Source organism: Jiangella mangrovi, assembly GCF_014204975.1.
In the GTDB taxonomy this organism is placed as follows: domain Bacteria; phylum Actinomycetota; class Actinomycetes; order Jiangellales; family Jiangellaceae; genus Jiangella; species Jiangella mangrovi.
Map to the genome: position 1 here is coordinate 6,149,636 of NZ_JACHMM010000001.1, position 25,205 is coordinate 6,174,840.

At 72.9% G+C, this 25,205-nt stretch carries 25 protein-coding genes; 14 read left to right on the forward strand and 11 right to left on the reverse strand.

Annotated elements, in window-relative coordinates; translation table 11 throughout:
* Positions 1 to 45 precede the first annotated feature (45 nt).
* A complete protein-coding gene (locus tag HD601_RS28455; protein WP_184827673.1) occupies positions 46 to 2,805 on the forward strand; it encodes a helix-turn-helix transcriptional regulator in 2,760 nt (919 codons plus the stop codon).
* A gap of 46 nt (positions 2,806 to 2,851) precedes the next feature.
* Positions 2,852 to 3,310, forward strand: a complete 459-nt coding sequence (locus HD601_RS28460; RefSeq protein WP_184827675.1) for a GNAT family N-acetyltransferase — start codon at positions 2,852 to 2,854, stop codon at positions 3,308 to 3,310.
* 441 nt (positions 3,311 to 3,751) lie between these two features.
* On the opposite strand, the gene HD601_RS28465 is transcribed toward HD601_RS28460, so the two are convergent.
* Entirely contained in the window at positions 3,752 to 4,621 is an 870-nt protein-coding gene (locus tag HD601_RS28465) for an LLM class flavin-dependent oxidoreductase (RefSeq protein ID WP_184827677.1), read from the reverse strand.
* A gap of 7 nt (positions 4,622 to 4,628) precedes the next feature.
* Positions 4,629 to 4,922, reverse strand: a complete 294-nt coding sequence (locus HD601_RS28470) for a GYD domain-containing protein (protein WP_184827679.1) — start codon at positions 4,920 to 4,922, stop codon at positions 4,629 to 4,631.
* 324 nt (positions 4,923 to 5,246) lie between these two features.
* On the opposite strand from HD601_RS28470, the gene HD601_RS28475 reads away from it, so the two are divergent.
* From HD601_RS28475 to HD601_RS28495, 5 genes are all read left to right on the forward strand, one after another.
* The gene (locus HD601_RS28475; protein ID WP_184827681.1) at positions 5,247 to 5,693 is read left to right on the forward strand and encodes a VOC family protein; all 447 of its coding nucleotides are present in this window, start codon (positions 5,247 to 5,249) and stop codon (positions 5,691 to 5,693) included.
* Positions 5,690 to 6,028 (forward strand): YciI family protein, encoded by a 339-nt coding sequence (locus tag HD601_RS28480; RefSeq protein ID WP_184827683.1) that lies wholly within the window; start codon positions 5,690 to 5,692, stop codon positions 6,026 to 6,028. Before HD601_RS28475 ends, HD601_RS28480 begins: the two co-directional genes overlap by 4 nt.
* A gap of 65 nt (positions 6,029 to 6,093) precedes the next feature.
* A complete protein-coding gene (locus tag HD601_RS35150) occupies positions 6,094 to 8,220 on the forward strand; it encodes an ABC transporter transmembrane domain-containing protein (RefSeq protein ID WP_184827685.1) in 2,127 nt (708 codons plus the stop codon).
* A gap of 9 nt (positions 8,221 to 8,229) precedes the next feature.
* Entirely contained in the window at positions 8,230 to 8,868 is a 639-nt protein-coding gene (locus HD601_RS28490) for an HD domain-containing protein (protein WP_184827687.1), read from the forward strand.
* Positions 8,869 to 8,898: 30 nt separating this feature from the next.
* The gene (locus tag HD601_RS28495; RefSeq protein ID WP_184827689.1) at positions 8,899 to 9,606 is read left to right on the forward strand and encodes a DJ-1/PfpI family protein; all 708 of its coding nucleotides are present in this window, start codon (positions 8,899 to 8,901) and stop codon (positions 9,604 to 9,606) included.
* A gap of 13 nt (positions 9,607 to 9,619) precedes the next feature.
* On the opposite strand, the gene HD601_RS28500 is transcribed toward HD601_RS28495, so the two are convergent.
* The 3 genes from HD601_RS28500 to HD601_RS28510 are packed head-to-tail and all read right to left on the reverse strand — an operon-like array spanning position 9,620 to position 12,082.
* Positions 9,620 to 10,309, reverse strand: a complete 690-nt coding sequence (locus tag HD601_RS28500) for a GOLPH3/VPS74 family protein (RefSeq protein WP_184827691.1) — start codon at positions 10,307 to 10,309, stop codon at positions 9,620 to 9,622.
* Between the two features lie 28 nt (positions 10,310 to 10,337).
* Positions 10,338 to 10,940 (reverse strand): response regulator transcription factor, encoded by a 603-nt coding sequence (locus HD601_RS28505; RefSeq protein WP_184827693.1) that lies wholly within the window; start codon positions 10,938 to 10,940, stop codon positions 10,338 to 10,340.
* The gene (locus tag HD601_RS28510) at positions 10,937 to 12,082 is read right to left on the reverse strand and encodes a sensor histidine kinase (RefSeq protein WP_184827695.1); all 1,146 of its coding nucleotides are present in this window, start codon (positions 12,080 to 12,082) and stop codon (positions 10,937 to 10,939) included. The genes HD601_RS28505 and HD601_RS28510 overlap by 4 nt, the downstream gene beginning before the upstream one ends.
* A gap of 111 nt (positions 12,083 to 12,193) precedes the next feature.
* Here HD601_RS28510 and HD601_RS28515 point away from each other — a divergent pair, with 111 nt between their 5' ends.
* Positions 12,194 to 13,075: an ABC transporter ATP-binding protein gene (locus tag HD601_RS28515; RefSeq protein ID WP_184827697.1), complete on the forward strand. Its 882-nt coding sequence runs from the start codon at positions 12,194 to 12,196 to the stop codon at positions 13,073 to 13,075.
* Positions 13,076 to 13,091: 16 nt separating this feature from the next.
* Positions 13,092 to 13,811, forward strand: a complete 720-nt coding sequence (locus HD601_RS28520; protein ID WP_184827699.1) for an ABC transporter permease — start codon at positions 13,092 to 13,094, stop codon at positions 13,809 to 13,811.
* A 352-nt stretch (positions 13,812 to 14,163) separates the two neighbouring features.
* Here HD601_RS28520 and HD601_RS28525 read toward each other — a convergent pair whose 3' ends face one another.
* The 3 genes from HD601_RS28525 to HD601_RS28535 are packed head-to-tail and all read right to left on the reverse strand — an operon-like array spanning position 14,164 to position 16,411.
* On the reverse strand, positions 14,164 to 14,343 hold the full coding sequence (locus tag HD601_RS28525) for a DUF1707 SHOCT-like domain-containing protein (RefSeq protein WP_184827701.1): 180 nt from the start codon (positions 14,341 to 14,343) through the stop codon (positions 14,164 to 14,166).
* Positions 14,344 to 14,354: 11 nt separating this feature from the next.
* Entirely contained in the window at positions 14,355 to 15,743 is a 1,389-nt protein-coding gene (locus HD601_RS28530; RefSeq protein ID WP_184827703.1) for an ATP-binding protein, read from the reverse strand.
* A complete protein-coding gene (locus HD601_RS28535; RefSeq protein WP_184827705.1) occupies positions 15,740 to 16,411 on the reverse strand; it encodes a response regulator transcription factor in 672 nt (223 codons plus the stop codon). The genes HD601_RS28530 and HD601_RS28535 overlap by 4 nt, the downstream gene beginning before the upstream one ends.
* A gap of 159 nt (positions 16,412 to 16,570) precedes the next feature.
* On the opposite strand from HD601_RS28535, the gene HD601_RS28540 reads away from it, so the two are divergent.
* Positions 16,571 to 17,272, forward strand: a complete 702-nt coding sequence (locus HD601_RS28540; protein ID WP_184827706.1) for a PepSY domain-containing protein — start codon at positions 16,571 to 16,573, stop codon at positions 17,270 to 17,272.
* A 40-nt stretch (positions 17,273 to 17,312) separates the two neighbouring features.
* Here HD601_RS28540 and HD601_RS28545 read toward each other — a convergent pair whose 3' ends face one another.
* A complete protein-coding gene (locus HD601_RS28545; protein ID WP_184827708.1) occupies positions 17,313 to 17,948 on the reverse strand; it encodes a TetR/AcrR family transcriptional regulator C-terminal domain-containing protein in 636 nt (211 codons plus the stop codon).
* Between the two features lie 81 nt (positions 17,949 to 18,029).
* On the opposite strand from HD601_RS28545, the gene HD601_RS28550 reads away from it, so the two are divergent.
* On the forward strand, positions 18,030 to 18,491 hold the full coding sequence (locus HD601_RS28550) for a hypothetical protein (protein ID WP_184827710.1): 462 nt from the start codon (positions 18,030 to 18,032) through the stop codon (positions 18,489 to 18,491).
* Positions 18,492 to 18,525: 34 nt separating this feature from the next.
* Positions 18,526 to 18,873 carry a DUF1330 domain-containing protein gene (locus tag HD601_RS28555; RefSeq protein WP_184827712.1) on the forward strand — a complete coding sequence of 116 codons (348 nt, stop codon included), beginning with the start codon at positions 18,526 to 18,528 and terminating at the stop codon, positions 18,871 to 18,873.
* A 110-nt stretch (positions 18,874 to 18,983) separates the two neighbouring features.
* On the opposite strand, the gene HD601_RS28560 is transcribed toward HD601_RS28555, so the two are convergent.
* Complete coding sequence (locus tag HD601_RS28560) at positions 18,984 to 20,678, reverse strand: N-acyl-D-amino-acid deacylase family protein (protein WP_184827714.1); 1,695 nt, start codon at positions 20,676 to 20,678, stop codon at positions 18,984 to 18,986.
* Complete coding sequence (locus tag HD601_RS28565) at positions 20,675 to 21,850, reverse strand: mandelate racemase/muconate lactonizing enzyme family protein (protein WP_184827716.1); 1,176 nt, start codon at positions 21,848 to 21,850, stop codon at positions 20,675 to 20,677. Before HD601_RS28565 ends, HD601_RS28560 begins: the two co-directional genes overlap by 4 nt.
* A 106-nt stretch (positions 21,851 to 21,956) precedes the next feature.
* On the opposite strand from HD601_RS28565, the gene HD601_RS28570 reads away from it, so the two are divergent.
* Positions 21,957 to 22,745 carry an FCD domain-containing protein gene (locus HD601_RS28570; RefSeq protein ID WP_184827718.1) on the forward strand — a complete coding sequence of 263 codons (789 nt, stop codon included), beginning with the start codon at positions 21,957 to 21,959 and terminating at the stop codon, positions 22,743 to 22,745.
* Positions 22,732 to 25,197: a PQQ-binding-like beta-propeller repeat protein gene (locus HD601_RS28575; RefSeq protein WP_184827720.1), complete on the forward strand. Its 2,466-nt coding sequence runs from the start codon at positions 22,732 to 22,734 to the stop codon at positions 25,195 to 25,197. The genes HD601_RS28570 and HD601_RS28575 overlap by 14 nt, the downstream gene beginning before the upstream one ends.
* The last annotated feature ends 8 nt before the right edge of the window (positions 25,198 to 25,205 follow it).

Here is a 25,205-nt window from a genome sequence, read left to right on the forward strand (position 1 = left end):
CCGGAACATCTGCCAGGTGGCCGAACCTGGCAGGATGAGGCACCGATGACCGATCAGGCAACGGCGCGCCCTTCGGCCGGGCGCGGCCTCCCGCGGCCGGCGACGTCGTTCGTCGGCCGGGCGGACGAGGTGCGGGCGGTGACCGGCCTGCTCGGCAGCCACCGGCTGGTGACGCTGGCCGGCCCGGGCGGCGCCGGCAAGACGCGGCTGGCGATCGAGGCGGCCCGCACGCTCACGCCGTCGTTCCCCGACGGTGTCTGGTGGGTCGAGCTGGCCGGCCTGACCGACGGCTCCGCGGTGGCCGGCGCCGCGGCGGAGGTCACCGGCGCCCTGGTCGATCCCCGGCGCGGTCCGGTCGCCTCCCTCTCGGCGCACCTGGCCGGCCGGCGCGCGCTGCTGTGCCTGGACAACGCCGAGCACCTCGGCGACGAGGTCGCCTCGGTGGCCGAGGCCGTCGTGCAGGCCGGCCCGGAGGTGACGGTGCTGGTCACCAGCCGCGAGCCGCTGCGGCTGGCCGGCGAGCAGGTGTGGCGGGTGCCGCCGCTCGGCGACGACGAGGCGGTGACGCTGTTCGTCGAGCGCGGGGCGCTGGTTCGTCCGTCGTACCGCCCCGATCCGTCCGGCGCGGAGGCGATCCGCGCGATCGTCCGGCACCTGGACGGGATCCCGCTGGCCCTCGAGCTGGCTGCGGCCTGGCTGGGCACGCTGTCCGCAGAGCAGATCCTCGCCGGCCTGGACGACCGGTTCCGGCTGCTCGTCAGGGGTCCGCGCAACGCGCAACGGCGCCAGCGGACGCTCGCCGCCTCGATCGGCTGGAGCCATGCGCTGCTCGACGAGGTCGACCGCGCGCTGCTGCGGCGACTGTCGGTCTTCGCCGGGCCGTTCCCGCTGGATGCGGCGACGTCGGTCGGGTGCGGTTCGCCGGTACCGGACGGCGAGGAGCTGACGGCGCTCGCGCGGCTGGTCGACGCGTCCCTGGTGATGACCGAGGAGCACGCCGGCCAGGTCCGCTACCGGCTGCTCGAGACGATCCGGGCCTTCGCCGGCGCCCGGCTCGGCGAGACGGACGAGGACGCCGTCGTGCGTGGCCGGCACCTGCGGTACTACGCCGGCCTGACCGAGGCCGCGGACGCCTGGCGCGAGGCCGACCCGGACCGGTGGCAGTCGACGCTCCAGGGCGAGTACGCCGACCTGCGCGCGGCACTGGACTGGGCGCTCAGCGACGGCGGCGCCCCTGACACGGGCCGGCGGCTGGCGGCGTCGATGGCGTGGTTGTGGCACCTGGACCGGCGCGGCATCGAGGGCGTCGAGTACCTCCGCCGGGCGATCGGGGTGGCTCCGGACGAGCGCTCGATCGTGCAGGCGCGGCTACTCACCGGGCTCGCGCTGGTCCTCGACACCGCCGCCCCGCTCGACCTCGAGTACGACGCGGCGACCCGGGCCCTGGAGCTGGCGACGGAGCTCGGCGACGACGACCTTCGCGCGCTGTGCCTCGACCTGGCCGCCGTCGGGGCCTGCTACACCGACTTCGACCAGGCGTGGGAGCTGGCCGAACAGGCCGCCGCGGCGGCCGCGGCCGCTCGGGCCGATGACGGGCTGGCGGCGACGAGCAGCCGGGCGGTCCAGGCGCTCGTCCTGCACCACCGGGACCGGCACGCCGAGGCGAACGCCGTCTTCGACGACATCGTCCCGGCGCTGGTCCGTCAGCACCGGGGCATCGCCGCCACGATGCTGGGCTTCCAGGCCACCGGCGCGCTGGCCACCGGCGACGTCGACCGGGCGCAAGGGCTGGCCGCCGAAGGCCTCACCGTCGCGCTGCCGCTCGGTGACATCCTGCGGGTCGGCATGGCCCGCGCGGTCCAGGCGGTCGTGCACATCAGGGCCGGCGATCCGGACGCCGCCGACGCGGTGCTCGACCCGGTGCTGCGGCTGGCCGGCGAGGACGAGGTGTTCGTCACCGGTCTCCCGTACGCCCTCGGCCTGCTCGCCGTCAGTCGCGACGATCCGGCCGCAGCGGCCGGGTGGTACCGCCGCGGCGCGGCCGCCTCGGACCGCGGGGTGGACTCCTGGATCGCCGCGCAGTCGCTCGCCGAGCTCGGCGCCGTGCTGGCGACAGCCGGGGACGCGGAGTCCGCGGCGGCGGCGAAGGTCGCGCTGGACCGGGCCGTCGCGACCGCCGCCCGGCTCGGCATGCCGCGGGTCCTGGCGGTCGCCCGGCTGGCACAGGCCGAGCTCGCCGTGGCAGGCGCCGACGGAACACCCCACGCCGTCGAGCTGGTCCACGAGGCCCTGACCCTCCAGGTCGAGCACGGCCTGCGGGCCGGCCTGCCCGACACCTTGGAGGCCCTCGCCCGGCACGGGTCGGCGATCCGGCCCACGCCCGACGACGTCCGGGTGCTCGGCGCCGCCGACGCGGCGCGCTCGAGCCTCGGCCTCCCCCGGCCCCCGGGCCGGCACCGCCAGTTCGTCACCACGCTGGCCGGACTCCGTACGGCCCTCGGCGCGGACGCCGTGGCGACGGCCTGGGACGAGGGAGCCCGGCTGGCCCTCGACGAGGCGGCCGGCTTCGTCCGCCGCGCCCGCGGGTCGCGCGGCCGTCCGGCGAGCGGCTGGGCCAGCCTGACCCCGACCGAGCTGCAGGTCGTCGCCCTGGTGGCGGACGGATGCAGCAACCCGGAGATCGCCGCCCGCCTGTTGATGGGGCGGGGCACGGTCAAGACCCATCTGGCGCACATCTTCGGCAAGCTCGACGTGGCCAACCGGACCGAGCTGGCGTCCCTGGCCAGCGCCCGTGGGCGGGACTGACCTCTCGCGCCGTCGACGCCAGGAGAGGACCGGTACCGTCACGGTCATGACCTCGGACGAGTTCGTGCCGGCCGGCTTCGAGCCGCCGACCTCACTGACCACCGATCAGTTCATCCTCGAACCGCTGGGGCCGCGGCACAATCCGGCGGACCATGCCGCCTGGATGTCGAGCATCGAGCACATCCGCTCCACTCCCGGCTATCCCCACGGCGACTGGCCACCACGCGACGGCATGACCCTCGAGGAGAACCTCTCCGACCTTCGTCAGCACGCGGACGACTTCACCCGGGGTGCCGGATTCACCTTCACCGTCCTCGACCCGGGCGATCACGACGTCATCGGGTGCGTGTACCTCTATCCCTCGGCCTCCGAGGAGTGGGACGTCAGGGTGCGGTCCTGGGTGCGGGCCAACAGATCGCATCTCGACGTACCGCTGGCCGACGCCGTCGCACGCTGGCTCGCCACCGACTGGCCCTGGCAGCGGGTCGACCGCTCCGGTCGCTGAGAACGTGTGGCGAAAGTGCTGCGGCATGCCGGAGAACGGGGCGAGGTGGTTGATGCCAGGGTCCTGGCGCCCCTGATCAATCGTGTGGTGCGGGTGATGGGTGTGGGATCGCTGCGCCGACGATGTGAGATCGCTGTCGTGGACGCGACAGTGATGCCGCGGCGTTTGCGCAGTATGGCCACAGCGATCGCTGCACGGTGACCCGGAACGGCCGTCGCGCCGCGCCGCGCGGGCGTGTCGTTGGCTCGGCTCGGCCCACGGCGTGGCGACACTGCACCAGGTGGGTGGCCGAACTGTCGCCCCGGCAACAGCACCGCCACCCACGTTCCGGCAGCACCACCACACCGTCGACACTCCGCCCGCACCACCGGATCACCGGAGCACGCGGCAGGCGCCCGCCCCCGAATCGGGTCGAGGAACCCTTCCCCAACACGCACTGAGTCAGCTCAGGTGCGGGATCACCGACGTTCCGAAGCGGCGCAGTTGGGTGATCGGGTCCGCGACCGGCCAGACGAAGACCTGGCCGACGCCCGCATCGGCGTAGCGAGCCAGCTTGGCGGCGCACTCCTCGGCAGGCCCGATCAGCACTTGATCGGCGAGGGTGACGGGGTCCCGGCCGAGCATGCGAGCCAGCGCGTCGAGGTGCGTCCGAGCCTCGGCCCCGTCGTCGGTCAGGTAGGTCCACGTCGTCGCGAGAGCGGTCGGGAAGGCGTGCGGGTCTCGCCCCGCGGCTTTCAGGGCGCGGTGCAGCAGGTCGCGGCCGGCGGTGATCTGACCGGGGGTCGTGTTGTACGCCGACGCCAGCCAGCCGTCGCCGAGGTGGGCCACCCGCCGGAGCCCGGCCGCCGAGCCCCAACTGCCGACCCAGATCGGGATCGGCCGGTCCGGCGGTGGCACCGCGTCGTCGGTGAGCACGGAGCGGAGCACGCGGACCGACGCATCGAACCGTGGCCACCGCTCCTCGAACGACACCCCGGCCGCCTCGTAGTCGGCGGCCGAGGATCCCGGTCCGACACCGAGCACGAAGCGGCCGCCGGACAGGAGGTCCAACGCCGCCGCGGCCTTGGCTAGCGCCACCGGCCCCCGGACCACCGGCAGCGCCACCGTCGTCGCCAAGGTCAGATCGACGCTGCGCTCCACGACCGTGGACAGCGCGACGATCCCGTCCAGCCACGGCCGCTGGAACACCAGGTGGTCGTTGGCGCTGATCGCGTCGAACCCCGCCTCGCGCGCGGCATCGACATAGCCGGCCAGCGGGACATGTCCCGAGCCGTCGGCATCGATCAGCGGCAGGTGCGCACCGAACCTCACGATCCCGTCAGCCGAGCTTCCCGAGGATCCCCCTCATCTCATCGGCGTCGAACGCGCGAAGCGTCGTCGTCCGGATGTTCCCCTGCCCGGCGATGGCCAGCAGGAACGCCGTCCCGGACTCGTCGTCGGGGAACTCGGCGACCGAGACGATGTCGTACGGGCCGACGGTCCAGTAGACGTCCTTGAGACTGCCGCCCATGCGCTCGGCCAGCTCACCGGCGGCCTTGGCGCGGTCGAGCGACTCCTTGGACTGACGGACCCCCTGGTCGGTCCAGTTGATCAAGCTGACGAATGTGGGCATCGCAGCTCACCCCCTGAGGATGGTGCCCTTCTGAGAGTCGCCGTTCCGGGGCACGCGACGTTCCTCACGCTACGCCGTGGGTCACCCCTCCGGGAGCGAGCCGACGACTCGATTTCCCCACGCCTCGACCGTCAAGCGCGGCCCGGAGTTCGCCGGCGGCCTTGGCACGCCTGGCCATCTGCTTGGCAAGGCTCACCGTCGCTCCGATGTCCGTTTCATCCCGATCTCCAGGGCGGTCAGCCCTGCCAAGGCGCGCCACCATGTCGAGAACCGCTCAACAGCTTCGTCCCTGGCGCAGACACCGAGTACTGGAGGATGACAGTCATGGGACGGATCAAGCAGTTCGACCACATCGGCATCACCGTCGCCGACCTCGACGAGATGACGGCGTTCTTCGTCGGCCTGGGACTGGAGGTCGAGTGGCGCACGTTCCTGGAGGGCGAGTTCGTCGACACCGTCATCGGCATCCCGGACGCGCGGACCGAGATGGTGATGCTGCGCTCACCTGACGGCGGCACCGGGCTCGAGCTCTCGCGCTTCGTCCGGCCCACCCACGAGCCCGGGTCGCCCGCCGCCATGGCCACGGAGCTGGGCATCCGCAGCGTGTGCTTCGTGGTCGACGACCTCGAGGCGGCAGTCGACCGCCTGGCGGCCGACGGGTACGGTCTGGTCGGCGGGATCGGCCGGTACGAAAGCGCGCGGATGGCCTACGTGCGCGGGCCGGAGGGCATCATCGTCTCGCTGACCGACCGGATCGAGGAGACAGCATGAGCACGACCGTGACCGACGAGCAGATCCAGGCACTGGCGGCAACGGCGAAGCCGTTCAGCCTGGCGGTGCTCCGGTGGGGTCCGCGGCGCAGCACGGACGGCGCCGAGGCGATCGAGCGGGAGCACCAGCGGCGCATGGTGTCGCTGCGCGCCGACGGCGTCATCGCGGTTCTGTGCCCGGTCGCCTCGGACACCATGGCCGGCGTGGCCGTCATGACCGTCCCGGTCGAGGAGGCCCAGGCGATCATGGCCGAGGACCCCTGCGTCCGGGCCGGGATGATCAGCTGCGAGATCCACCAGTGCCACGGCTTCCCCGGAGACACGATCCCCGCCTGAACGAGGGACCGACCGACGTCGGCGATTCGCTTGCACGACCAGGTCGCGGTGGCCAGGCTCGCCCTATGAGCGCCCCCACTGATCCTGTATCAGCGTCTGCTCCCGGCGCGCCGGGAGCAGACGCCCCGGAGGCCGCGCCGGTGCTGCGGCGCATCGTCACCCTGCTCGCGCCCTACCGCTGGCCTCTGCTCGCGGTGGCGCTCGCGGTGGTGGCCAGCGCGGCACTGACCTCGGTCGCGCCGTTCCTCACCAAGGCCGTGTTCGACGACGCGCTGTTCCCGCCGTCTGGCGAGCCGGACCTGACGCTGCTGGCCTGGCTGGTCGGAGGGCTGGTGGCGATCCCGCTGGTGACGGCGTTGATCGGGGTCGGGCAGACGTACCTGACCACGCAGGTCGGGAACGGCGCGATGGCCGACCTGCGGGTGGCGCTCTTCAGCCACCTGCAGAAGATGGATCTCGCCTTCTTCACCTCGACCCGGACCGGCGACATCCAGTCCCGGCTCGCGAACGACGTCGGCGGCGTCCGCGACGTCCTCACGAACACCGCGACGACGATCCTGCAGAACACCGTGACGGTGGTGGCGGCGTTCGTCTCCATGGTGCTGCTGTCCTGGCAGCTGACCCTGATCACCCTGGTGCTCATGCCGGTCTTCGTGGTCGTGCAGATCCGGGTGGGACGACGGCGGCAGCGGCTCGCCAAGCGCACCCAGGAGTCGATGTCGGAGATGACCGCGATCACCGAGGAGTCGCTGGGGGTCTCGGGGATCCTGCTGGCCAAGGTGTTCAACCGCTCCGACGCGGAGATCGAGCGCTACCGGCGCGAGAACGCCCGCCAGGCCCGCCTGCAGCTGAAGACGGCCATGTCGGGGCGGACCTTCTTCACGCTGGTGAGCACGTTCTTCGGGCTGACGCCGGCCATCGTGTACCTGGTGGCCGGCTACCTGGTGACCGGCGGCGACACAACCCTGACCGCCGGCACCATCATCGCCTTCACCACCCTGCAGTCGAGGCTGCAGATGCCGCTGGTCCAGCTCATGCGGGTGACGCTCGACGTGCAGACGTCACTGGCGCTGTTCCGCCGGCTCTTCGAGTACCTCGACCTGGTGCCGGCGATCCAGGACTCCCCCGGCGCGGCGACGCTGGACCCGGCCACCACGCGCGGCGACGTCGAGCTGCGCGACGTCTGGTTCCGGTACCCGGAGCCGCACGCCCTGTCGAGCACCACCCGCGAGCGATCGAGGCGGCGCGACGGGCGGCAGCGCGCGCTCGTCGTCCCGCCGGTGGCCACCGTCGCCGACCCGGCGGCGGCCAACGTGCTGCCACCGGGGTCGGCGCCGTCGATCGCGCCCGCGGTGGCGGTGCTCGAGACGGTGGACGACGGCGGCCCCGCGCCCGACGTGAGCCCCCAGGAGGCGCCCTGGACGCTGCGCGGCATCTCGCTGCGGGTGCGGCCGGGGCAGCTGGCGGCCATCGTCGGCCCGTCCGGATCGGGCAAGACCACCCTGACGTACCTCGTCCCGCGACTCCACGAGGTGACCCGGGGCGCCTGCCTCATCGACGGCGTCGACGTGCGGGACGTGACGCTGTCGTCGCTGGCCGACGTCGTGGGCATGGTGACCCAGGAGCCCTACCTCTTCCACGGCTCCATCGCCGAGAACCTCCGCTACGCCAAGGCGGACGCCACCGACGCCGAGGTGGTCGACGCCGCCCGCGCGGCGAACATCCACGACCGCATCATGAGCTTCGCCGACGGCTACGAGACCATCACCGGCGAGCGCGGGTTCCGGCTGTCCGGCGGCGAGAAGCAGCGTCTGTCGATCGCCCGCGTCCTGCTCATGGACCCGCGAGTGCTGATCCTGGACGAGGCGACCAGCGCGCTGGACACCGCCACCGAGCGGCTCGTGCAGGAGGCGCTGGAGCGGGCGATGTCGAACCGGACCACGTTCGCCATCGCCCACCGCCTGTCGACCATCATGAACGCCGACGTGATCTTCGGGATCGAGGACGGCGAGCTCGTCGAGCACGGTACCCACGACGAGCTGCTGGCGCGGGGCGGGCTGTACGCCAGGCTCTACGAGGAGCAGTTCGGCCGCGGCACGGTCGAGGCGCGCTTCGACGACGCCGTCCGCTTCACCGACGGGCACACCATGGCCCGCCGGCCCGGACCGCCCAAAGCCGATGTCGCCGTGTGAGGATCGACCATGAGCGAGACCATCGCGGGAGTCGAGATCCCGGCGACGACGGCGGCAGCGGCGGCCACGCGACTGGTCGAGACCATGACCAGCCCACTGCTCTTCCACCACTCCAGGCGGGTCTTCCTGCTGGGCACGCTGCAGGCGCGTGAGCTCGGCCTGGAGCCCGATCCCGAGCTGCTCTACCTCTCCGCCCTGTTCCACGACGTCGGCCTGGCGACGCCCTTCTCCGACGCCGTGCAGCGGTTCGAGCTCGACGGAGCCGACCACGCGCGGCGGTTCATGCTCGAGCACGGGTTCGACGCCGGGGCCACAGAGGTCGTCTGGACCGCGATCGCGCTGCACACGACGCCGGGGATCCCCGGCCGCCTGGCGCCGGAGGTCGCCGCCACCGCCTACGGCGTCCAGACCGACGCCGTAGGGCTGGGCCTGGACCGGCTCGACGGCGACCGGGTGGCGGCGATCGTCGCGGCGCATCCGCGCGAGGACTTCGCGAACGGGTTCCTGCAGGCGATGGCCGACGGGCTCCGGGACCGGCCGGGGACCACCTACGGCACGATGAACGCGGACGTGCTGGAGCACTTCGTTCCCGGCTTCCGCCGCGTCAGCATGGTCGAGCGGGTCCTCGGCTCGGCCTGGCCGCGCTGACTCCTATGATGAGAGTGACGAGGAGTGGTCATGGCCGCCAGCTCGACGTGCGCGATCGTCGCCTATCGAGGAGTCTCGGCCGACGAGGCCGAGATCTTCCGCTTCGTGCTGTCACAGATCCCGGGCTTCCGCACCGTGGTCGTCGGCACCGCGCTCGGCCAGGTGCCGGGCCCGGGCGGCGCCCAGACCGTCGACGCCACCTTCGCCGAGATCAACGCCCCTGAGATCGTCGCCGTCCCGGGTGGTGTGGGGGCCGACCGGCACCCCGAGATCGCATCCTGGCTGCGCCGCGTGTCACCGCGGTGGCTGCTGGCGAGCTCGACGGGTTCGACACTGCTGGCCTCGGCCGGTCTGCTCGACGACGCCACCGCGGCCACCCACTGGCTGGCCGGCCCGCTCCTCGAGCGCTACGGCGCCCACCCATCGGCCGAGCGGCTGGTCATCGACGGGCCGGTCATCACGTGTTCCGGCGGCCCGGCGGCGTTCCAGGCCGCCCTGATCGTCGCTCGGAGCTACGGCGGCCCCGAGCTCGTCGCGGCCATCGCCGCCACGGCGACCGCCGCCCGCGCGGAACGGCCTCCGCGCCGGAGCGCCTGGGCCCGGGTACGCGACGCGCTCCGGGGACGTGAGCCGGCGCCGCTGGAGTCCAATCCGCTCGACCGCGCTCTCGGCGACGTCGAGACCTTCGACCTGGGCGTCATCACCGCCCATCCGGACCGCCGCGACGACGAGCGCTGAGCCGCCGTCTCCGTCAGGTGGTGGTCGTGGTCACCGTGGTGATGGCGACGGCTGATGCGGCGGCCACGGCCGCAGCGGTGCGCATGACGGCCGCGTTCACGGCCTCGGCGCCCCAGTGGCCCTGCTCGAGCTCCTTCGCCCGCTGGTAGGTCGTGCTGGACCACGTCGCGAGGGCGGGCCGGATCGACGGCAGCGTGCCGCTCGCCGAGACCAGCCCGAGCACCGCGGCGGTGTGCGGGTCGGGGGGCGCGCCGTCCTCGAGCACGGCGCGCGCCCGGCGCCGCAGCTCGGCCTCGTGCCGGCCGTCCTCGACCTCGAGCGACGTCGTGGGGAACAGCCGCAGCAGCTTCTTCTTCTCGCGGCGCAGCAGCCCGCGCTCGACCAGCCGGTCGACCACCTGGGTGTCGAGCCCGGACCCGAGGGTGATGAGCAGCGTCTGCACGCCGCGGGGCTTCTCGGCGACCTTCTCGTGGGCGTCCCGCAGCAACGGGTCGGCGAGCGGGTCGCCGTCGACGGCGAGCACCTTCGGGCCGTTCAGCCCGGCGTGGCCCTCGTCGATCTCGATGCGGCCGCGCAGCGCCAGGTCGACGAGCATGGCGCCGCCCAGCGTGTAGTACAGCGTGCCGGCGCCGGCCGGGATGCCGTGGTCGTCGTCGAGCAGCAGGAGCATGAGGTCCTCGACGATCAGCAGGTCGTTCTCCATGGTCGTCCTCTCGTCGCCGCGAGCGGCGTCATAGCCAGTCGTGCTCGCGCGCGTACCGCGCGGCGTCGTGCCGGGTCCGGGTCTGGGTCTTCTGCATGGCGTTGGACAGGTAGTTGCGGACGGTGCCCTCGGCGAGGTGGAGCTGGCGGGCGATGTCGGCGACGGCGTACCCCTCGCCGGTCGCGCGGAGCACGTCGACCTCGCGGTCGGTGAGCGGGCAGTCGTCGACGAGCGCCAGGGCCGAGACGTCCGGGTCGATCCAGCGCCGGCCCTGGTGCAGGCTCGCGATGACGGACGTGATGTGCGCCGGCTCCGCGGACTTGCTGACGAAGCCCTGGACGCCCAGCTTCAAGGCCTTGCGCAGGACGCCGGGCCGGGCGTGCCGGGTCAGCATGAGGATCACCTGGTCGGGCCGGACCCGGCGGATCGCCGAGACCGCGCCGAGGCCGTCGACGCCGGGCATCTCGAGGTCGATGACCAGCACGTCGGGCTGATGCCGCAGCGTCGCCCGGACGGCCTCCTCGCCGTTCTCCGCCTCGGCGAGGACGCTGATGTCGCCTTCCAGCGGCAGCAGCGCCGCGAGCGCCTTGCGCAGCAGCACCTCGTCGTCGGCGAGCACGACGGTGGTCATCGGGCCTCCCCTGTCTCGGGTGCGGACGGTGTCGACGATGCGGTCGGTGCGGACTGGGGGAACGTCGCCGCCGTCAGGAACCATCCGTCGCTCTGCTCGACGGTCAGCTCGCCGCCGTCGCCAGCCACGCGGTCCCGCAGCGCGGCGAGCCCGCCGAGCTCCGGCAGCGGGCTCTCCGGGGCGCCGTCGTTGGCGATGGCGATGCCCGACGGCGTGAGCGTGATGCGCACCTGCCCCGCCTGGGCGTGGCGCAGGATGTTGGTCGTCGTCTCGCGCAGCACCTGGCCGAGCAGCTCGTTCGCGTGCGGGCCGGCGTCGCCGTCGCGGTCGATGCGCACGTCGATGCCGGCGGCCTCGAAGAGGTTCTTCGCGTTCTCCAGCTCCGCGCTGAGGTTGAGCCGCCGCTGGGCGTAGGCGAGCTCCTTGGTCTGGGTGATGGTGTCGCTGACCAGCGCGTGGATCTCGCGCAGCTCCTGCTCCACCCGGCCGGGGTCGCGGTGCACCAGCTTCTGCGCGAGGGCGATCTTGAGCTTCACCACGTGCAGCGTGTGGCCCTGAATGTCGTGCAGGTCGCTGGCGAAGCGCACCCGCTCGCGCACGACCGCCAGCTCCGCCTCACGCCGTCGCGACTCCTCCAGCTCGTCGACGACGTCGTAGAACCGCTTGTTGGGGAACATCAGCCCGGTCACGACGGCGACGACGCCCACGGGGACGATGACGTACTCGATCAGCACGTCGCGCGGGACGTCCTGCGTCACCAGGAACCGGGTCGCTCCGACGACGGCGACGAAGGCGATCAGGGCGACGGCGGCAGCGGTGCGGTGCCGTCGCAGCCGGGGCACCATCATCGGCCCGACGACGGACAGGGCGAAGATCGCCTTGCCGCTGCCGGCGACCAGCACGCCGAAGGCCCAGACGCCCGCGGCGACGACCAGGCAGGGCACGGCGACCCGCGCGAGGTCCCCCCTCGTCCAGGCCACGAACGCCACCATGGCCGCGACCACGCCGATGCTCGAGCCGACGCCGTCGACCCACGTCTCGGCGTCCAGCGCCACCGTCAGCACGCCGCCGAGAGCGACCGCCGGGAGCACCATGAGGAGGTTGAGCCTGCGCAGCTGTCCCCGGGTCGTGGTCTCGGACATCGTGCGTCCAGTATTCGGGCGGACGTGCGGGCGTGCCAGTGACACTGCGTCATACGTGCACATGACGCGGCGCCACTACCGGCAACGGCTCCCCGCCGGTGAGATCGAGGTATGTCCACAGCAGTCATCGAGGTCGAGAACCTGCACGTCCGCTACGGCGACTTCCACGCCGTTGACGATCTGTCCTTCCAGGTGCGACGGGGTGAGCTGTACGCGCTGCTCGGCACGAACGGCGCCGGCAAGACGTCGACGCTCGAGGTCATCGAGGGGCACCGGCCGGCCGCCTCGGGCACCGTCCGCGTCTTCGGGCGGCGCCCGGACGACCGCGGCGCCGTCCGCCCGCGCATGGGCATCATGCTGCAGGAGAGCGGCTTCTCCCCCGACCTGACGGTGACGGAGTCGGTCCGGCTCATCGGCACGCTGACCCGCCGCCAGGACGACGCCGGCCGCGTGCTCGGCGTCGCCGGCCTGACGCACAAGGCGGGCACGCTGGTGTCGCAGCTGTCCGGCGGCGAGAAGCGGCGCCTCGACTTCGCCACCGCCATCTACGGCGGACCCGAGCTGGTCATCCTCGACGAGCCCACCACCGGCCTCGACATCCAGTCGCGCGACGCGCTCTGGGCAGCCGTCGACCGGCTGCGCGAGGAGGGCTCCACCGTCGTGCTCACCACCCACTACCTCGAGGAGGCGCAGCAGCGCGCCGACCGCATCGGGCTCATGCACCAGGGCACGTTCCACCGCGAGGGCACCGTCGTCGAGCTGACGCAGACGCTGCCGTCGCTCATCGGCTTCACGCTCCCGCCCGGCGCTCCCGAGCCGCCGCTGGGGGCCGGTGTGGCCGCCGACGGGGCGGTCCTGGTCGAGACCTTCGACCTGCAGGGCGACCTGCACCGCCTGCTGGGCTGGGCGCACGACGCCGGGGTGGACCTGCGGGAGCTGAAGGCCGGCCCGACCAGCCTCGACGACGTCTTCCGCGCCATCGAGCGCGGCTGAAGGAAGGACACGTCCCATGCTCGCGATCGCTCGCAGTGAGCTGATCCAGATCTTCCGGAACCGGCTCGTCCTGGTCACCGGGCTCATCATCCCGGTCTTCGTCAGCGCCTTCTTCGTCCACCGGCACGAGATCTTCGCCGAGGCGGCCAGCCTCGGCTACATCGCGGCGATCGTCATGTTCACCGTGATGGCCTTCGGGCTCTACACCACCGCCGTGACCACGCTGGCCTCGCGGCGGCAGAACCTCTTCCTCAAGCGGCTGCGCTCGACCGCCGCGGGCGACGCCGACATCATCACCGGGCTGCTCCTGCCGGTGACGGTGATCGCGCTGCTCCAGGTGGCCGTGATCCTGATCGTGCTGGGCGTGGTCGCCGGCGGACCGGCCCAGGTGGCGCTACTGGCCGTGGCGGTCGTGGCGACGCTGGCCATGATGGCCGGCCTGGCCCTGGCCACCGCGGGACTCACGAACTCGCCGGAGCACGCCCAGGTGACGACGCTGCCGGTCAGCCTGTCGGTGATCGCGGTCGCCAGCTGGGTGGGCATCACCGGCACCGAGGACCTCGCGCCGCTCAAGCGGGTGCTGCCCGGCGGCTCGGCCACCGAGCTCGTCGTCGACGCCTGGGACGGCGGGGCCGCCGTCGCGGACTCGCTGATCCTCCTGGTGCCGACCCTGAGCTGGGTGGTCGTCGCGGTGGCGCTGGCCGGCCGGATGTTCCGCTGGGAACCGCGCCGCTGAGCCGGCACCGGTGCACCGACATGATCATCAAGGATTCGCATCGCTATGACGGGGTCGATCCTTGATGATCATCGTGCGGCCGCGCGGCGCCCGCCGCCGCCGAGAATCGCACGAACGAGGTGACGCTCAGGCCAACAGTTGGCACCACCGTCACCTCACCCGCCACCAACCGCAGCCGCACGCGGCCGCTCAGGCGACGACCGGCTGCGTCGCCGCCACGGCGCGAGGTACTTAGACCGTCAGGAGGCTGTTCTCCTCGCTATAGCGAGGACAACTCCCTCCTGACGCTCGCTCGCCGTGAAGCATGATCATCAACGTTTCGGGTCGCTATAGCAGCCCAAATGGTTGATGATCATGGAAACGGGGGAGCCGACATGACCGCCCCGAGCCGTTCGTCGATCTCGTCGAGCCCGATCCGCCCGTCGCCGTAGGCTGTCCGGACCAGCTCCGCGCCCCGCTCACGGTCGGCGTCGGACACGCGCTCCAGCGCCCACGACGCCTCGTCCCCGCGCCGCACCGGTTCGTCGCCCATGGCGACGCACTCTACGCAAGCCCGGGCTCAGCGGTGGGGCGCGGAAGGGTGATCGTCGCCGACGTGCCGGAGGGGCCGCTGTCGATCTCGACCCGGCCGTGCTGGGCGTCGACGAGGGCGCGCACGACGGCGAGACCCAAACCCGAGGTGCGGCTGGAGCCGACGGCGCGGGTGTTGAGGAACGGCTCGAACAGGTGCGGCAGCAGCTCCGGGTCGATGCCGGGCCCGTCGTCGGCGACGGTGAGGACGATCGTGTCGTCGCGGAGGGCGGCGCCGACGGTGGCGCGGGTGCCGGGCGGGTTGTGGTCGACGGCGTTGGCGATGAGGTGGGCGAGGCACTGCTCGAGCCGGGCCTGGTCGCCGAGCAGCACGTCGGGCGGCGGCGGCACGACGGTGACGGACGGGGCGTAGGGCAGGGCGTCCACGCGATCCTGCACGGCGCCGAACAGGTCGGGCACGAACACCAGGTCCCGCCGCACGTCGATCTCGTCGCGGCCGCGGGCGATGTCGGTGAGGTCGTCGAGCACGCGCCTCAACCGGTCGAGCTCGTGCCGCACGATCGCCGCGTCGGCGGTGCCGAGCAGCTCCAGGTGGCCCTCGGCGACGGCCAGGGGCGTGCGCACCTCGTGCGAGATCGCGGCCAGGTAGCGGCGCCGGCTGATGTCGCCCTGCTCGATGCGGGTGAGCATCTGGTTCAGCTCGGTGGCCAGCTCGGCGATCTCGTCCTCGGTGGCCGGCACCGGGACGCGGCTGGCGAGGTCGGCGGGCGAGATGGCCTTCGCGGCCGCGGAGACGTCGCGGACGGGGCGCAGCGTGCGCCGCACCACCAGCCAGAGCGCGAGCCCGCCGCCGGCGAGGCCGATCACCCCGGCGAGGGCCGCGCCGCGCAGCACCGTGGCCGCGGTGTCGGTGGCGGGATCCAGGGGCGCGACGACGGTGACGGTGGCGACGCCGTCGCCGGACTCGTCGAGGACGGTGGCGTCGAGGACCCGCACCGAGCCGCCGGTGGTGTCGAGGGAGCGGATGGTGCCCGGCTCGGCCGGAGGTGCGTCGCGGCCGCGCATCAGGGTCGCCACGCGGGACGGGCCGCCGGTGCTCTGCAGGCGGGTGCCGTTCACCGTCACCAGCGACACGTGGCGGGTGCCGCTGGGATGGATGGCCAGCGCCTGCCGTGCGGCCCGCTCGGCCTCGGGGCCGGACACCGTCCCGCCCGGACCCACCGCGGCGGCCAGCTGGTCGTCCAGCGCGGCGCCGAGCTGGACCGCCTCGTCCTCGAGCAGGACGTCGATGTCGCCGCGGCCGGACATCCGCACCATCTCGTAGGTGAGCGCCGCCACGCCGCCGATCACCAGCGCCATGACCGCCAGCGACCGGATGAGGACGCGGCCGGTGAGGGTCACTCGAACTCGGTTCCCGTCCCGAGCCGGTAGCCGGCGCCGCGGATCGTCTGGATGAGGTCGCCGCCGAGCTTGCGGCGCAGCTGGCTGATGTAGACCTCGACGACGTTCGACGCGCCCTCGAAGTCGTAGCCCCACACCCGGTCCAGCAGCTGCGGCTGCGAGAACACCTGCCCGGGGTGGCGGATGAGCACCTCGAGCAGGGCGAACTCGCGGGCCGACAGCGTCACAGTCCGGCCGTCGACCGCCGCGGTGTGCGCGCCGAGGTGCAGCGTCAGCGGACCCACGGCCAGCACGTCGCCGCGGCCCTGGTCGCCGCCGCGCAGCCGGGCCCGGATCCGGGCCAGCAGCTCGCTCATGCTGAACGGCTTGACCATGTAGTCGTCGGCCCCGGCGTCCAGGTTGGCGACGCGGTCGCTCACCGAATCGCGAGCAGTGAGCACGATCACGGGCACCGAGGGGCGACGGCGGCGCAGGCGGCGCAGCAGCTCCTCGCCCGGGATGCCGGGCAGCCCGAGGTCCAGCACGACGATCTCGACCTCGGAGGACAGCGCCATGACCAGCCCGTCGATGCCGTCGTCAGCGACGACCACCTGGTAACCGGCGTTCTCGAGGCCGCGGCGCACGAACGCGACGATCCCTGCCTCGTCCTCGACCAGCAGAATTGCCAACCCTCGCCTCTTCTCGATCCGCGGTGGCGTCCAGCGTCGCGACCGATGCTGAAGGCTCCATGAGGAGAACCTGAAGACGGCTTTCAGGTCGCCTTCATCTCAGCATCATGGTGCCGGTGGATCGTCGGTAGTCCAACCGGTTCGAGCATGGGATCCACAGTGCGCGTTCGACAGCTGCTCGTCCCCGCCGGTCTCGCGGCCGCCGGGCTCGGCGGGGCCGCGGCGGTCGGCTACCTCCTGATCAGCGACCCCGTCGGGACCTTCGAGCCCATCCGGGTGGGCGTCGCCGTCAGTGGCACGCCGTCGCCGCCGCCCGACGGAGGGCCCGGCGGAGGGCCCGAGTCCGAGTCGGTCCAGGGCCTCGAGCAGCTGGTCGGCGAGCTGCGGCCCGGCACCGAGGCCGACGACTGGTACGTCGCCGGCGTCGAGGTCGACTTCGGGCCCGAGGCCTGGCTGTTCTCCGATCCCGTCGCCGACGACTTCGACCGCGACGGCGTCACCGAGCCCGTCCTCGCCGAGCTGCGCGACCTCGACGGCACCGAGGTCACCCTCGGCGTCCGCTACGAGCCGGACGACCAGCGCGACGACGCCGACGTGTTCACGGTCAACGGCATCACCTACCGCGACGCCATCGGCGACACCCCCTGGCAGACCGACATCGCCGCCATGGTCGACCACGTGACCGTCGCCACGACCGCCGCCCACGCCGTCGGCCCCGGCGCCCGCGTCGTCGAGGTCGAGTGGAACACCGAGGACGGCTGGGACGGCTGGGAGGTCGACGTCGTCAGCGGCGACGGCGCCGAGTACGACGTGTTCCTCGACGCCTCCGGCACCGTCTTCGCCGTCCACCCCGGCGACTAGCCCAGGCGCCGCGCCGTCGCGGCCGGCAACCCGGCCGTGGTCAGGAGGCGTCGAGGAAGGTCGCGAAGCCGGCGATCAGCGCCGTCACGGTGATCTCGAGGCGGCTCTCGACGGTGACCGGGCCGTCGGCGAGCGCCGCGGCGAAGACGGGCAGCCCGGCGTCGGCCAGGGCGCCGGCGTCGGGCGGCGGCTCGGCCGGAGCCGTCGCGTAGGCGAGGTGCTGCCCGACGACGGCGGAGGCGACCGCGTAGACCAGGTGCAACGCCGTCCGCGGCGCGAACCCGGCGTCGCGCAGGACCCGCAGGACGCCCTCGAGGACGGCCAGTGTCGCCGGGGTGATCGCGGGCCGCGACGCGAACAGGACGACGGCGCCGGGGTGGCGCGTCAGCCCGCGGTGCAGCTCGTCGGCGTGGCCGGCGACGACCTCCTGCCAGGGCGCGGACTCGCGCGGCGGGCCGAGCGACTCGGCGAGGACGTACTCGACGATGGCGTCCTCGAGCCCCTGCTTGTTGCGCACGTGGTGGTAGAGCGTCATCGCCTCGACGCCGAGCTCGCCGGCCAGCTTGCGCATGGACAGCGCGTCGACGCCGTCGCGGTCGACCAGGCGGACCGCGGCCTCGAGCACCTGGTCGCGGGTCAGCCCCGCGTGGCGGCCCTGCACTCGCGCTTTGCCCACGTCAGAACCTCCTTGCATCACTTACGGCGTAAGACTACCATCGAGCCGTAAGTCATACACCGTAAGAGAAGGGAGTCCACCATGACGACGCAGACCGAGACCCGCACCCGCCGTTGGCAGAGCACGGCGCAGGCGCTGCAGCTCGGGGTGGGCCTGCAGGTCGTGTGCCTCCTGCTGCCGCTGCTCGACCTCTGGTTCTTCGGCTCGATCGAGGGGCATGTGCAGGACGCCTATCCCGAGTGGGGCGCCGACGACGTCGCGCTCGACCGCAACGCCATCGCCATCACGCTGGTGGTCATCGGCGTCCTGGGACTGGCGGGCTGGTTCGGCGCGCTCTGGGCGGCGAAGCGCGACCGTGGCGTGCGCGCTACAGTGACGACGCTGTTCGCGCTCGGCATGGGCACGCTGACGGTCGTCGCCGGCGTCGGCGGCGAGCCCTACGACCAGTACGTCCCGCTCTGGCTGGGCACCACCATCCTGCTGGTCATGGCGCTGCCCGCCGTGACGGCCCTGCTGGCGGTCTGGTTCCGCGGGCGCGACTGACGTTGTGAAGAACCCCGCCGACGGAGAGGACACCATGCCCGCCTACGTCATCGCACACCTGCAGGACGCCGCCCCGCACCCGGACATCGCCGAGTACATCGAGCGCATTCCCGGCACGTTCGAGCCGTACGGCGGCCGATTCCTGGTGCACGCCACGCAGCACGCGGTGCTCGAGGGCGGCTGGCCGGGCGGCGTCGTGATGATCGGCTTCCCGAGCCTCACCGAGGCGCGGACCTGGTGGGACTCCCCCGAGTACCAAGAGATCGCACCGCTGCGCTCGCGGCACATCGAGGGCGACATCATCATGGTCGACGGCGTCCCCGACGGCTACGACCCCGCCACCACGGCGAAGGCGATCCGCGACGCCGTCCCCGCCGAATAGCCCACTTGAGTCCGATGATCATGTCCCCTCACGGCGCCACAGCGACCGCGAGGGGACATGATCACGAGCGGGTCAGGACCCACTCCCCAACCGCTCCGGCGGCGACGGGGTCAGCCCTCGGCCGCGGGCTCCACCAGTGCGGGAGCCGCAGCTGACGCCGTCACCACCGCCGCTGCCGGGCCGCGGTCCTTCGCCGGGCCGTACAGCGCCCGCCCCGGCCGCGCCCCGGTGAGAGCGCCGTCGCGCAGCACCGCCGTCCCGGAGACGAAGACGTCGTCGACGCCCTCGGCGAGCTGGCGGGGGCGCTCGAAGTTGGCCGGGGCGAGGCTGCGCTCGAGCGAGAACACGACCACGTCGGCCACGGCGCCGTCGCGCAGGACGCCGCGGTCGGGCAGGCCGAGCCTCTGGGCGGGGAACGACGACATCTTGCGGACGGCCTCGGGCAGGCTGAGCAGCCGCTCCTCGCGGACGAAGTCGGCCAGGACGCGCGTGAAGCAGCCGTAGGCGCGCGGGCTCGGGGCCAGGCCGATGAAGACGGAGTCGCTGGCGATCATGCCGAGCGGGTGGCAGACGAACTTCCACAGCGTCATCGCGTGCGGGCTGGGCCGGGTGAACGTCGCGCCGGGGTTGGCCGCCACGAGGTCGCAGACGGCCACGCCGAGCGAGACGCCGAGGGTGCTGACGACCTCGCTGAGGTACCAGCCCTCGAAGCGGTCGTACTCGGAACTGGTGAGATAGCCCAGCCGCAGGTCCGAGAACGGGGCGCTGGCGACGTACTGCCGGGCCGCGCCGCTGGACTCGACCTCGGCGGCGATGCGCTCGCGGGTGGCGCCGTCGGCCAGCCGTTCGCGCAGGCGGTCCGGCCCGCCCTCCTGCACCCAGAGCGGGAGCAGCCGGCTGAGCCGGGTGCCGCCCCACTCGTAGGTGTAGGTGTCGAACGTGACGTCGAGGCCGGCGTCGCGCTCGGCCTGCAGCAGGTCGAGCATCCGCTGCGCGCCGCCGGTGTACTCGGCTCGGGCGGACCGGGAGAAGTGCGTGACCTGCAGCGGCGCGCCGGACCGGCGGGCGATGTCGACGGCCTCGCGGAACGGGTCGAGGTAGGTGTCGCCCAGGCCGTAGCGGACGTGGGTGTGGTACATCCCGCCCAGCTCCGCCGCCTCGGCCGCCAGCGCGACGAGCTCGTCCGTCGTCGCGTGCGCGCCCGGCGGGTAGTCCAGCCCCGTCGACAGGCCGAAGGCGCCGTCGTACATCGCGTCGCGGACCTGGCCCCGCATGCGGTCCAGAGCGGCGCCGTCGGCGATGCCGGGCTCCCAGCCCAGCGCGTTGACCCGCAGCGCCGTGTTGCCGACGAGCGTCGCGACGTTGACGGCGACGGTGCGGTCGTAGGCGGCGAGCTGGTCGGCGACCGAGCCCCAGCCCAGCGGCTCGGCGGGCAGCCCCGCGATGCCGGCGTTCTGCTCCGAGAACGCGCTCAGGTCCGCCGGCCGGTCGAACGGCGCGTAGGACAGCCCGTCGACGCCGATGACCTCGGTGGTGACGCCCTGGCGGATCTTCATCTCCAGGTCCGGGTCGCCGAGCAGCACCAGGTCGGAATGGCTGTGCAGGTCGATGAAGCCGGGCGCGACGATGCGGCCGGTGGCGTCGACGCGCTCGCGGGCCGGCACGTCCGCCGTCGACCCCCGCAGCAGCGTCACCCGGCCGTCGCGGATCCCGACGGCCGCGGTGAAGGCCGGGTTGCCGGTGCCGTCGACGACCGTGCCGTGCTCGATGAGCACGTCGAACGGCGCCCGCGTCGAGGCCGTCATCGGGTCCCGCCCAGGTCGAGCACGAAGCGCGGCTCGGAACGTTCCAATTCCTCCAGCCGCAGCCGCGGGCCGAGCCCTGGTGACGGGTCCACCCGCCAGACGCCGCCGTCGACGCGCGGCGGGTTCTCGACGTAGCGCTCCCAGTACGGCGCCTGCTCCGGCGTGATCATCGACTCACTCATGAGGAAGTTCGGCAGCGTAGCGGAGAGCTGCCAGGTCGCGGCGCTCTGCAGCGGACCGAACGGGTTGTGGAACGCGACGGAGACGCCGTGCGCCTCGGCCAGGGTGGCGATCTTCCGCGCCGCCGTCAGCCCGCCGCAGATGCCCACGTCGGGCTGAGCGACGGCCACGGTGTGCTGCTCGATGAACGGCGCGCTCGAGAAGTGGTTGCCCCACCGCTCCCCCGCCGCGATGGGCGTGCTGACCCGGCTGGACACCTCGCGCAACCAGTCCGGCCGCTCGTACGGCACCGGCTCCTCGATGAAGGTGAGGTCGTACGGCGCCAGCGCCTCGGCCAGCCGGATCGAGTTCGCGACGTTGAGCCGGCCGTGACAGTCGACCATGAGGTGGACGTCGGGGCCGACGGCCTCGCGCGCGGCCTGGAAGTACTCGGCGATGTAGCCGAAGATCCACGGCGGCAGCAGCTCGGTCTCGGTCTGGCGTGCGGGGACGAGCTGGCCGTGCTCGTGGTGGACGCTGGTCACCTTCTCGTAGAACCCGGGCAGCGTCGTCTTGATCGCCTTGAACCCGGCGTCGACCCGGGCGCGTGCCGTCGCCGCCAGCGCGTCCGGCGACTCGCCGGCCTTCGCGTGGGTGTAGACCAGCACCTCGTCGCGGAACGCGCCGCCGAGCAGCCGGTGCACGGGCACGCCGAGCACCCGCGCGTTGAGGTCCCAGAGCGCCATGTCGACCGCGCTGATGCCGATGGTCAGCAGCGTCCCGCCGAGGAACGCGTCGCGGTACATCCGCTCGCTGAGCTGCTCGATGCGGGTCGGGTCCTGGCCGCGCAGCTCGTCGCCCAGTTCGTCGAGCAACGCGACGATCGACCGCGTCCGCCGCCGCATGGCGACCTCGGCCTCCCCGACCGCGCCGTCGTCGGTCTCGACCCTGACGTACACGGCGTTGTAGAAGCCGAAGTCCACCGGCCACGAACGAATTCGATCGATCTTCATGACACCTCCTTCCTAGAACCTAGGACTTAGGTGTTTACTTATCAAGCCCTGAACTATGCTCGTGCCTCACCTGCCCCGGTAGTGGTCGAGAGGATGTGACGCGACAGTGGCGCGATCCGGCACAGAGGTCGACGAGTCCGCACCCGCGGCGGACGACGACGACCGCCTCACCCGGCGGCTGTCCGACCACGGGCGCCGTGTCCCCCTCGGCGTCCAGGTGGCCGAGCGCATCCGGGCCGACATCTCCAAGGGCGGCCTGCAGCCCGGCGAGGAACTGCCCTCCGAGGCCGAGTACGGCGAGCGCTTCGACGTCAGCCAGCGCGTGGTCCGCGACGCGCTGCGCACCCTCAACAACGAGGGCATCATCTCGACGCGGCAGGGCAAGCGCGCCGTCGTCGGCAGCCTCCGCCCGGCCGCCATGGGCAACTACATCCGCTTCCTCGTCGACACCGACCCGTCGGCCATCGACGAGCTCATGGACTTCCGCGCGCTGCTCGAGGGGCACGCCGCCCGGCTGGCCGCCGAGCGCGCCACCGCCGAGGACGTCGCCGAGATGCGCAAGGCGCTCTCTCGGGTGCTCGAGACCGGCGACGACCTCGAGGCGCGGGTCCCCGCCGACCTGCGGCTGCACGAGCTCATCTCGCAGGCCTGCGGCAACCGCCTCGTCGACAGCATGCTGCAGGTGCTCTCCGAGACGCTGGCCGAGGAGCGCCGCCGCGGCGCCCAGATCACCCGGTCCAAGGGCGTCGGCCACGACGAGACCAACCAGCAGCACGTCGCGCTCATCGAGGCCATCGCCGCCCACGACGGCGACGCCGCCGAGCGGTGCGCGGTCGAGATCGTCCAGCGAGCGCTGGGCTACTGGTCGTCGGCCGCGCGCCATGACGGGTCCTGACTCCTCCGGGCGCGGCGACTGGCTGACCGCTCGGGGCGCCGCGAACCGTGGCGTCTCCGCGGTGGTCGGCAGCGGGACGCCGCCGGCCGTGGTGGGTCGCTGGGCGACCGGCGCCGACGTCCGCCAGGTCGCCGAGTTCGACTCGGGCGTGCTGGTCCTGGCCGGCGCGACGCTGCAGGCCTGGTCCTGGGACGGCACGCTGCTGTGGTCGGACGGGACGTCGGCGGCGACGCGGGTGCTGCACGTGGTGGGCGATACGGCTCTCGTCCTGTCGGGCGAGCGCGTGGTGCGGCGGGTGTCGCTGCGGACCGGCGCCTCGACGTGGCAGGGCGTGGCTCCGGACGGCACGAACCTGTCCGGTCCGGGGTCGTCGAAGGTGGCCGATGTGGGAGGCCGCGTCCTCTGGTTCACCGCGCCGACCTACGCGACCGCCGTCACGTGCCGCGAGCTGCTGCCCGGCGGCTCGGTCGAGACGCGCTGGGTGCGCGACTTCGGCGGCCACTACGACACCGGCTTCGGCCCGGTCATGGTGGTCGACGACGTACTGGGTTCGGGTGAGCCGCAGCTGCTGCTGTCCACGCGCACCGGCTCGGGCTACGGCACCAGCGACGACGACGTCAGCAGCGAGCGGCTGGTGCTCGGCCGCGAGGACGGGCGGCTGCTGCAGGTCGTCCTGTCGATCGACGACGGGTCGACGGTGACGGAGGTCGCCTACCGTCCCGATCCCGGCGACTACCCGTGCGCCCGCCCGTACGGCCTGCTACGGGTGGCGTCCGCGCCCGATGGCGAGCGGATCGTCGTCATGGTGAGCTGCCAGGTCGAGGAGTACTACGCCGTCACGCGGGTGCGCGACGGCGAGCTGTCGCGGGCGTGGGGGCGGTTCGTCGAGAAGGACTGGCCGCACGACGCCCAGGAGCTGCGGCCGCAGGTGTCGTCCGTCGTGCCGCGGCACGGGTCGAACCCGTGGCTGGTCACCGGCCACCACGACGGCGCGACCTGGACCACCGTCGTCGACGACGCCGTCACCGGCGAGCGGCTGCGGTCCCTGCCCGGGCACTACTTCTGGGGCGCTGCGGGCACGCTGGCGATCGTCTCCCCCGCGACCGCGCGGGCGCTGACCGGCCGCGAGCCGACGCTGGCGGTGCGGCTGGACGACCTCGACGCCGTGGTGGCCTCGCACGAGGGTCAACCGGTGGTGTGCGGCGCCGACGAGCTGCCGGCCGACGTGTCCTTCCACGCCGAGCGGCGGTCGCTCGTGGGCCTCGCGGGCGGTGTGGTGACCCGGCAACCGGACGGGACGGCGGTTTGGTGGTCGCCGGCGACGGGTTCGACGACGCCGCTGGGGGTGCCCGATGTGGTGGGCGCGTACTCGGGCGTGGGCGGCGCGGTGGTGCTCCTCGATGCCGAGGGTGCGCTGCACCGGATCGGGGCGGACCTGTCTCTGGGCGGGGTCGTGCGGCCGGGCGGACGGCGGGCGCAGGCGCTCGTCGTCACCGACGGCGACCGGCCTCTGGTCCTGCTCGACGGTGAGCGCTCCAGCCGGGCGGTGGGGCTCGACGGGTCCGAGGTCGCGTTGCCGGGGCGGGTCGTGGCGGCCGCGCGCGAGCCGTCCGGTGCCGCCGTCGTCGCCTGTCTGATGGACGACGGCGTGCGGTGCGTGGGTCTCGGAGGCGGCGAGGCGCGTGCCGTGGTGCCGGCACGTGGCCGGCCGACGCACGCCGTCCTGTTCGACGAGGCGCGGTTGCTGCTGGTGGCGGCGCGGACCGGCGTACACACGGCGACGATCGGCGTGTTCCGGGTCGTCGACGGCTCGCCGCTCTGGACCGACCCCGACCAGGGCCCGCACCCCAACACCCCTGCCGTCGCCCAGGATGCGGACGGCCGGTGGCTGGTCGCGTACGACGATCACGGCCAGCTCACCGTCCGCGACGGCTTGACCGGCGAGGTGCTGGCCAAGGACGACTGGACGGCCGCCTACACGACACCCATGCGGGTCGAGTCGCCGCCCGGGTGGCTGCGGGTGGGCGGCATCCACGGGATCGACGCGGTCGACGAGGCCGGCGCCGTCCGCTGGCGGCACGGCGCGCCATTGTGGACGTACTTCCCCGGCGAGGCGGCGCTGGCCGGTGCCGTGCTCGGCTGCGTGACGCGCGACGGCCGGCTGGACGCGTTCTCCGTCGCGGATGGGCGGGTCCTGTGGAGCGCTGAGCTGGGCGCGGTGGCGCAGCGGCCGCCGCTGGTCGCCGTGTCCTTGGCCAGTGGGGAGGGGTTGAGCTTCGTGGCAGGGACGGCCGACGGTTCACTGGTCGCGTTCTCTGCCGGGTCGGGTGAGCGGCGCGACTGGTCGGTGTCGTTCGGCGTCGCCGTCGAGACGTTGGTGGTGTGCTCGTTCGGCGGGCCGCGGCTCCTCGCCGGGACCGCCGACGGAGTGGTGCACGCCGTCGCGTTCTGAGGGGTTTC

Bases quoted from the DNA above. Each gene is read 5' to 3' on its own strand.
- HD601_RS28455 (WP_184827673.1), top strand. From the start codon at position 46: ATGACCGATCAGGCAACGGCGCGCCCTTCGGCCGGGCGCGGCCTCCCG.
- HD601_RS28460 (WP_184827675.1), top strand. From the start codon at position 2,852: ATGACCTCGGACGAGTTCGTGCCGGCCGGCTTCGAGCCGCCGACCTCA.
- HD601_RS28470 (WP_184827679.1), bottom strand. From the start codon at position 4,922: ATGCCCACATTCGTCAGCTTGATCAACTGGACCGACCAGGGGGTCCGT.
- HD601_RS28475 (WP_184827681.1), top strand. From the start codon at position 5,247: ATGGGACGGATCAAGCAGTTCGACCACATCGGCATCACCGTCGCCGAC.
- HD601_RS28480 (WP_184827683.1), top strand. From the start codon at position 5,690: ATGAGCACGACCGTGACCGACGAGCAGATCCAGGCACTGGCGGCAACG.
- HD601_RS35150 (WP_184827685.1), top strand. From the start codon at position 6,094: ATGAGCGCCCCCACTGATCCTGTATCAGCGTCTGCTCCCGGCGCGCCG.
- HD601_RS28490 (WP_184827687.1), top strand. From the start codon at position 8,230: ATGAGCGAGACCATCGCGGGAGTCGAGATCCCGGCGACGACGGCGGCA.
- HD601_RS28495 (WP_184827689.1), top strand. From the start codon at position 8,899: ATGGCCGCCAGCTCGACGTGCGCGATCGTCGCCTATCGAGGAGTCTCG.
- HD601_RS28500 (WP_184827691.1), bottom strand. From the start codon at position 10,309: ATGGAGAACGACCTGCTGATCGTCGAGGACCTCATGCTCCTGCTGCTC.
- HD601_RS28505 (WP_184827693.1), bottom strand. From the start codon at position 10,940: ATGACCACCGTCGTGCTCGCCGACGACGAGGTGCTGCTGCGCAAGGCG.
- HD601_RS28510 (WP_184827695.1), bottom strand. From the start codon at position 12,082: ATGTCCGAGACCACGACCCGGGGACAGCTGCGCAGGCTCAACCTCCTC.
- HD601_RS28515 (WP_184827697.1), top strand. From the start codon at position 12,194: ATGTCCACAGCAGTCATCGAGGTCGAGAACCTGCACGTCCGCTACGGC.
- HD601_RS28520 (WP_184827699.1), top strand. From the start codon at position 13,092: ATGCTCGCGATCGCTCGCAGTGAGCTGATCCAGATCTTCCGGAACCGG.
- HD601_RS28525 (WP_184827701.1), bottom strand. From the start codon at position 14,343: ATGGGCGACGAACCGGTGCGGCGCGGGGACGAGGCGTCGTGGGCGCTG.
- HD601_RS28550 (WP_184827710.1), top strand. From the start codon at position 18,030: ATGACGACGCAGACCGAGACCCGCACCCGCCGTTGGCAGAGCACGGCG.
- HD601_RS28555 (WP_184827712.1), top strand. From the start codon at position 18,526: ATGCCCGCCTACGTCATCGCACACCTGCAGGACGCCGCCCCGCACCCG.
- HD601_RS28560 (WP_184827714.1), bottom strand. From the start codon at position 20,678: ATGACGGCCTCGACGCGGGCGCCGTTCGACGTGCTCATCGAGCACGGC.
- HD601_RS28565 (WP_184827716.1), bottom strand. From the start codon at position 21,850: ATGAAGATCGATCGAATTCGTTCGTGGCCGGTGGACTTCGGCTTCTAC.
- HD601_RS28575 (WP_184827720.1), top strand. From the start codon at position 22,732: ATGACGGGTCCTGACTCCTCCGGGCGCGGCGACTGGCTGACCGCTCGG.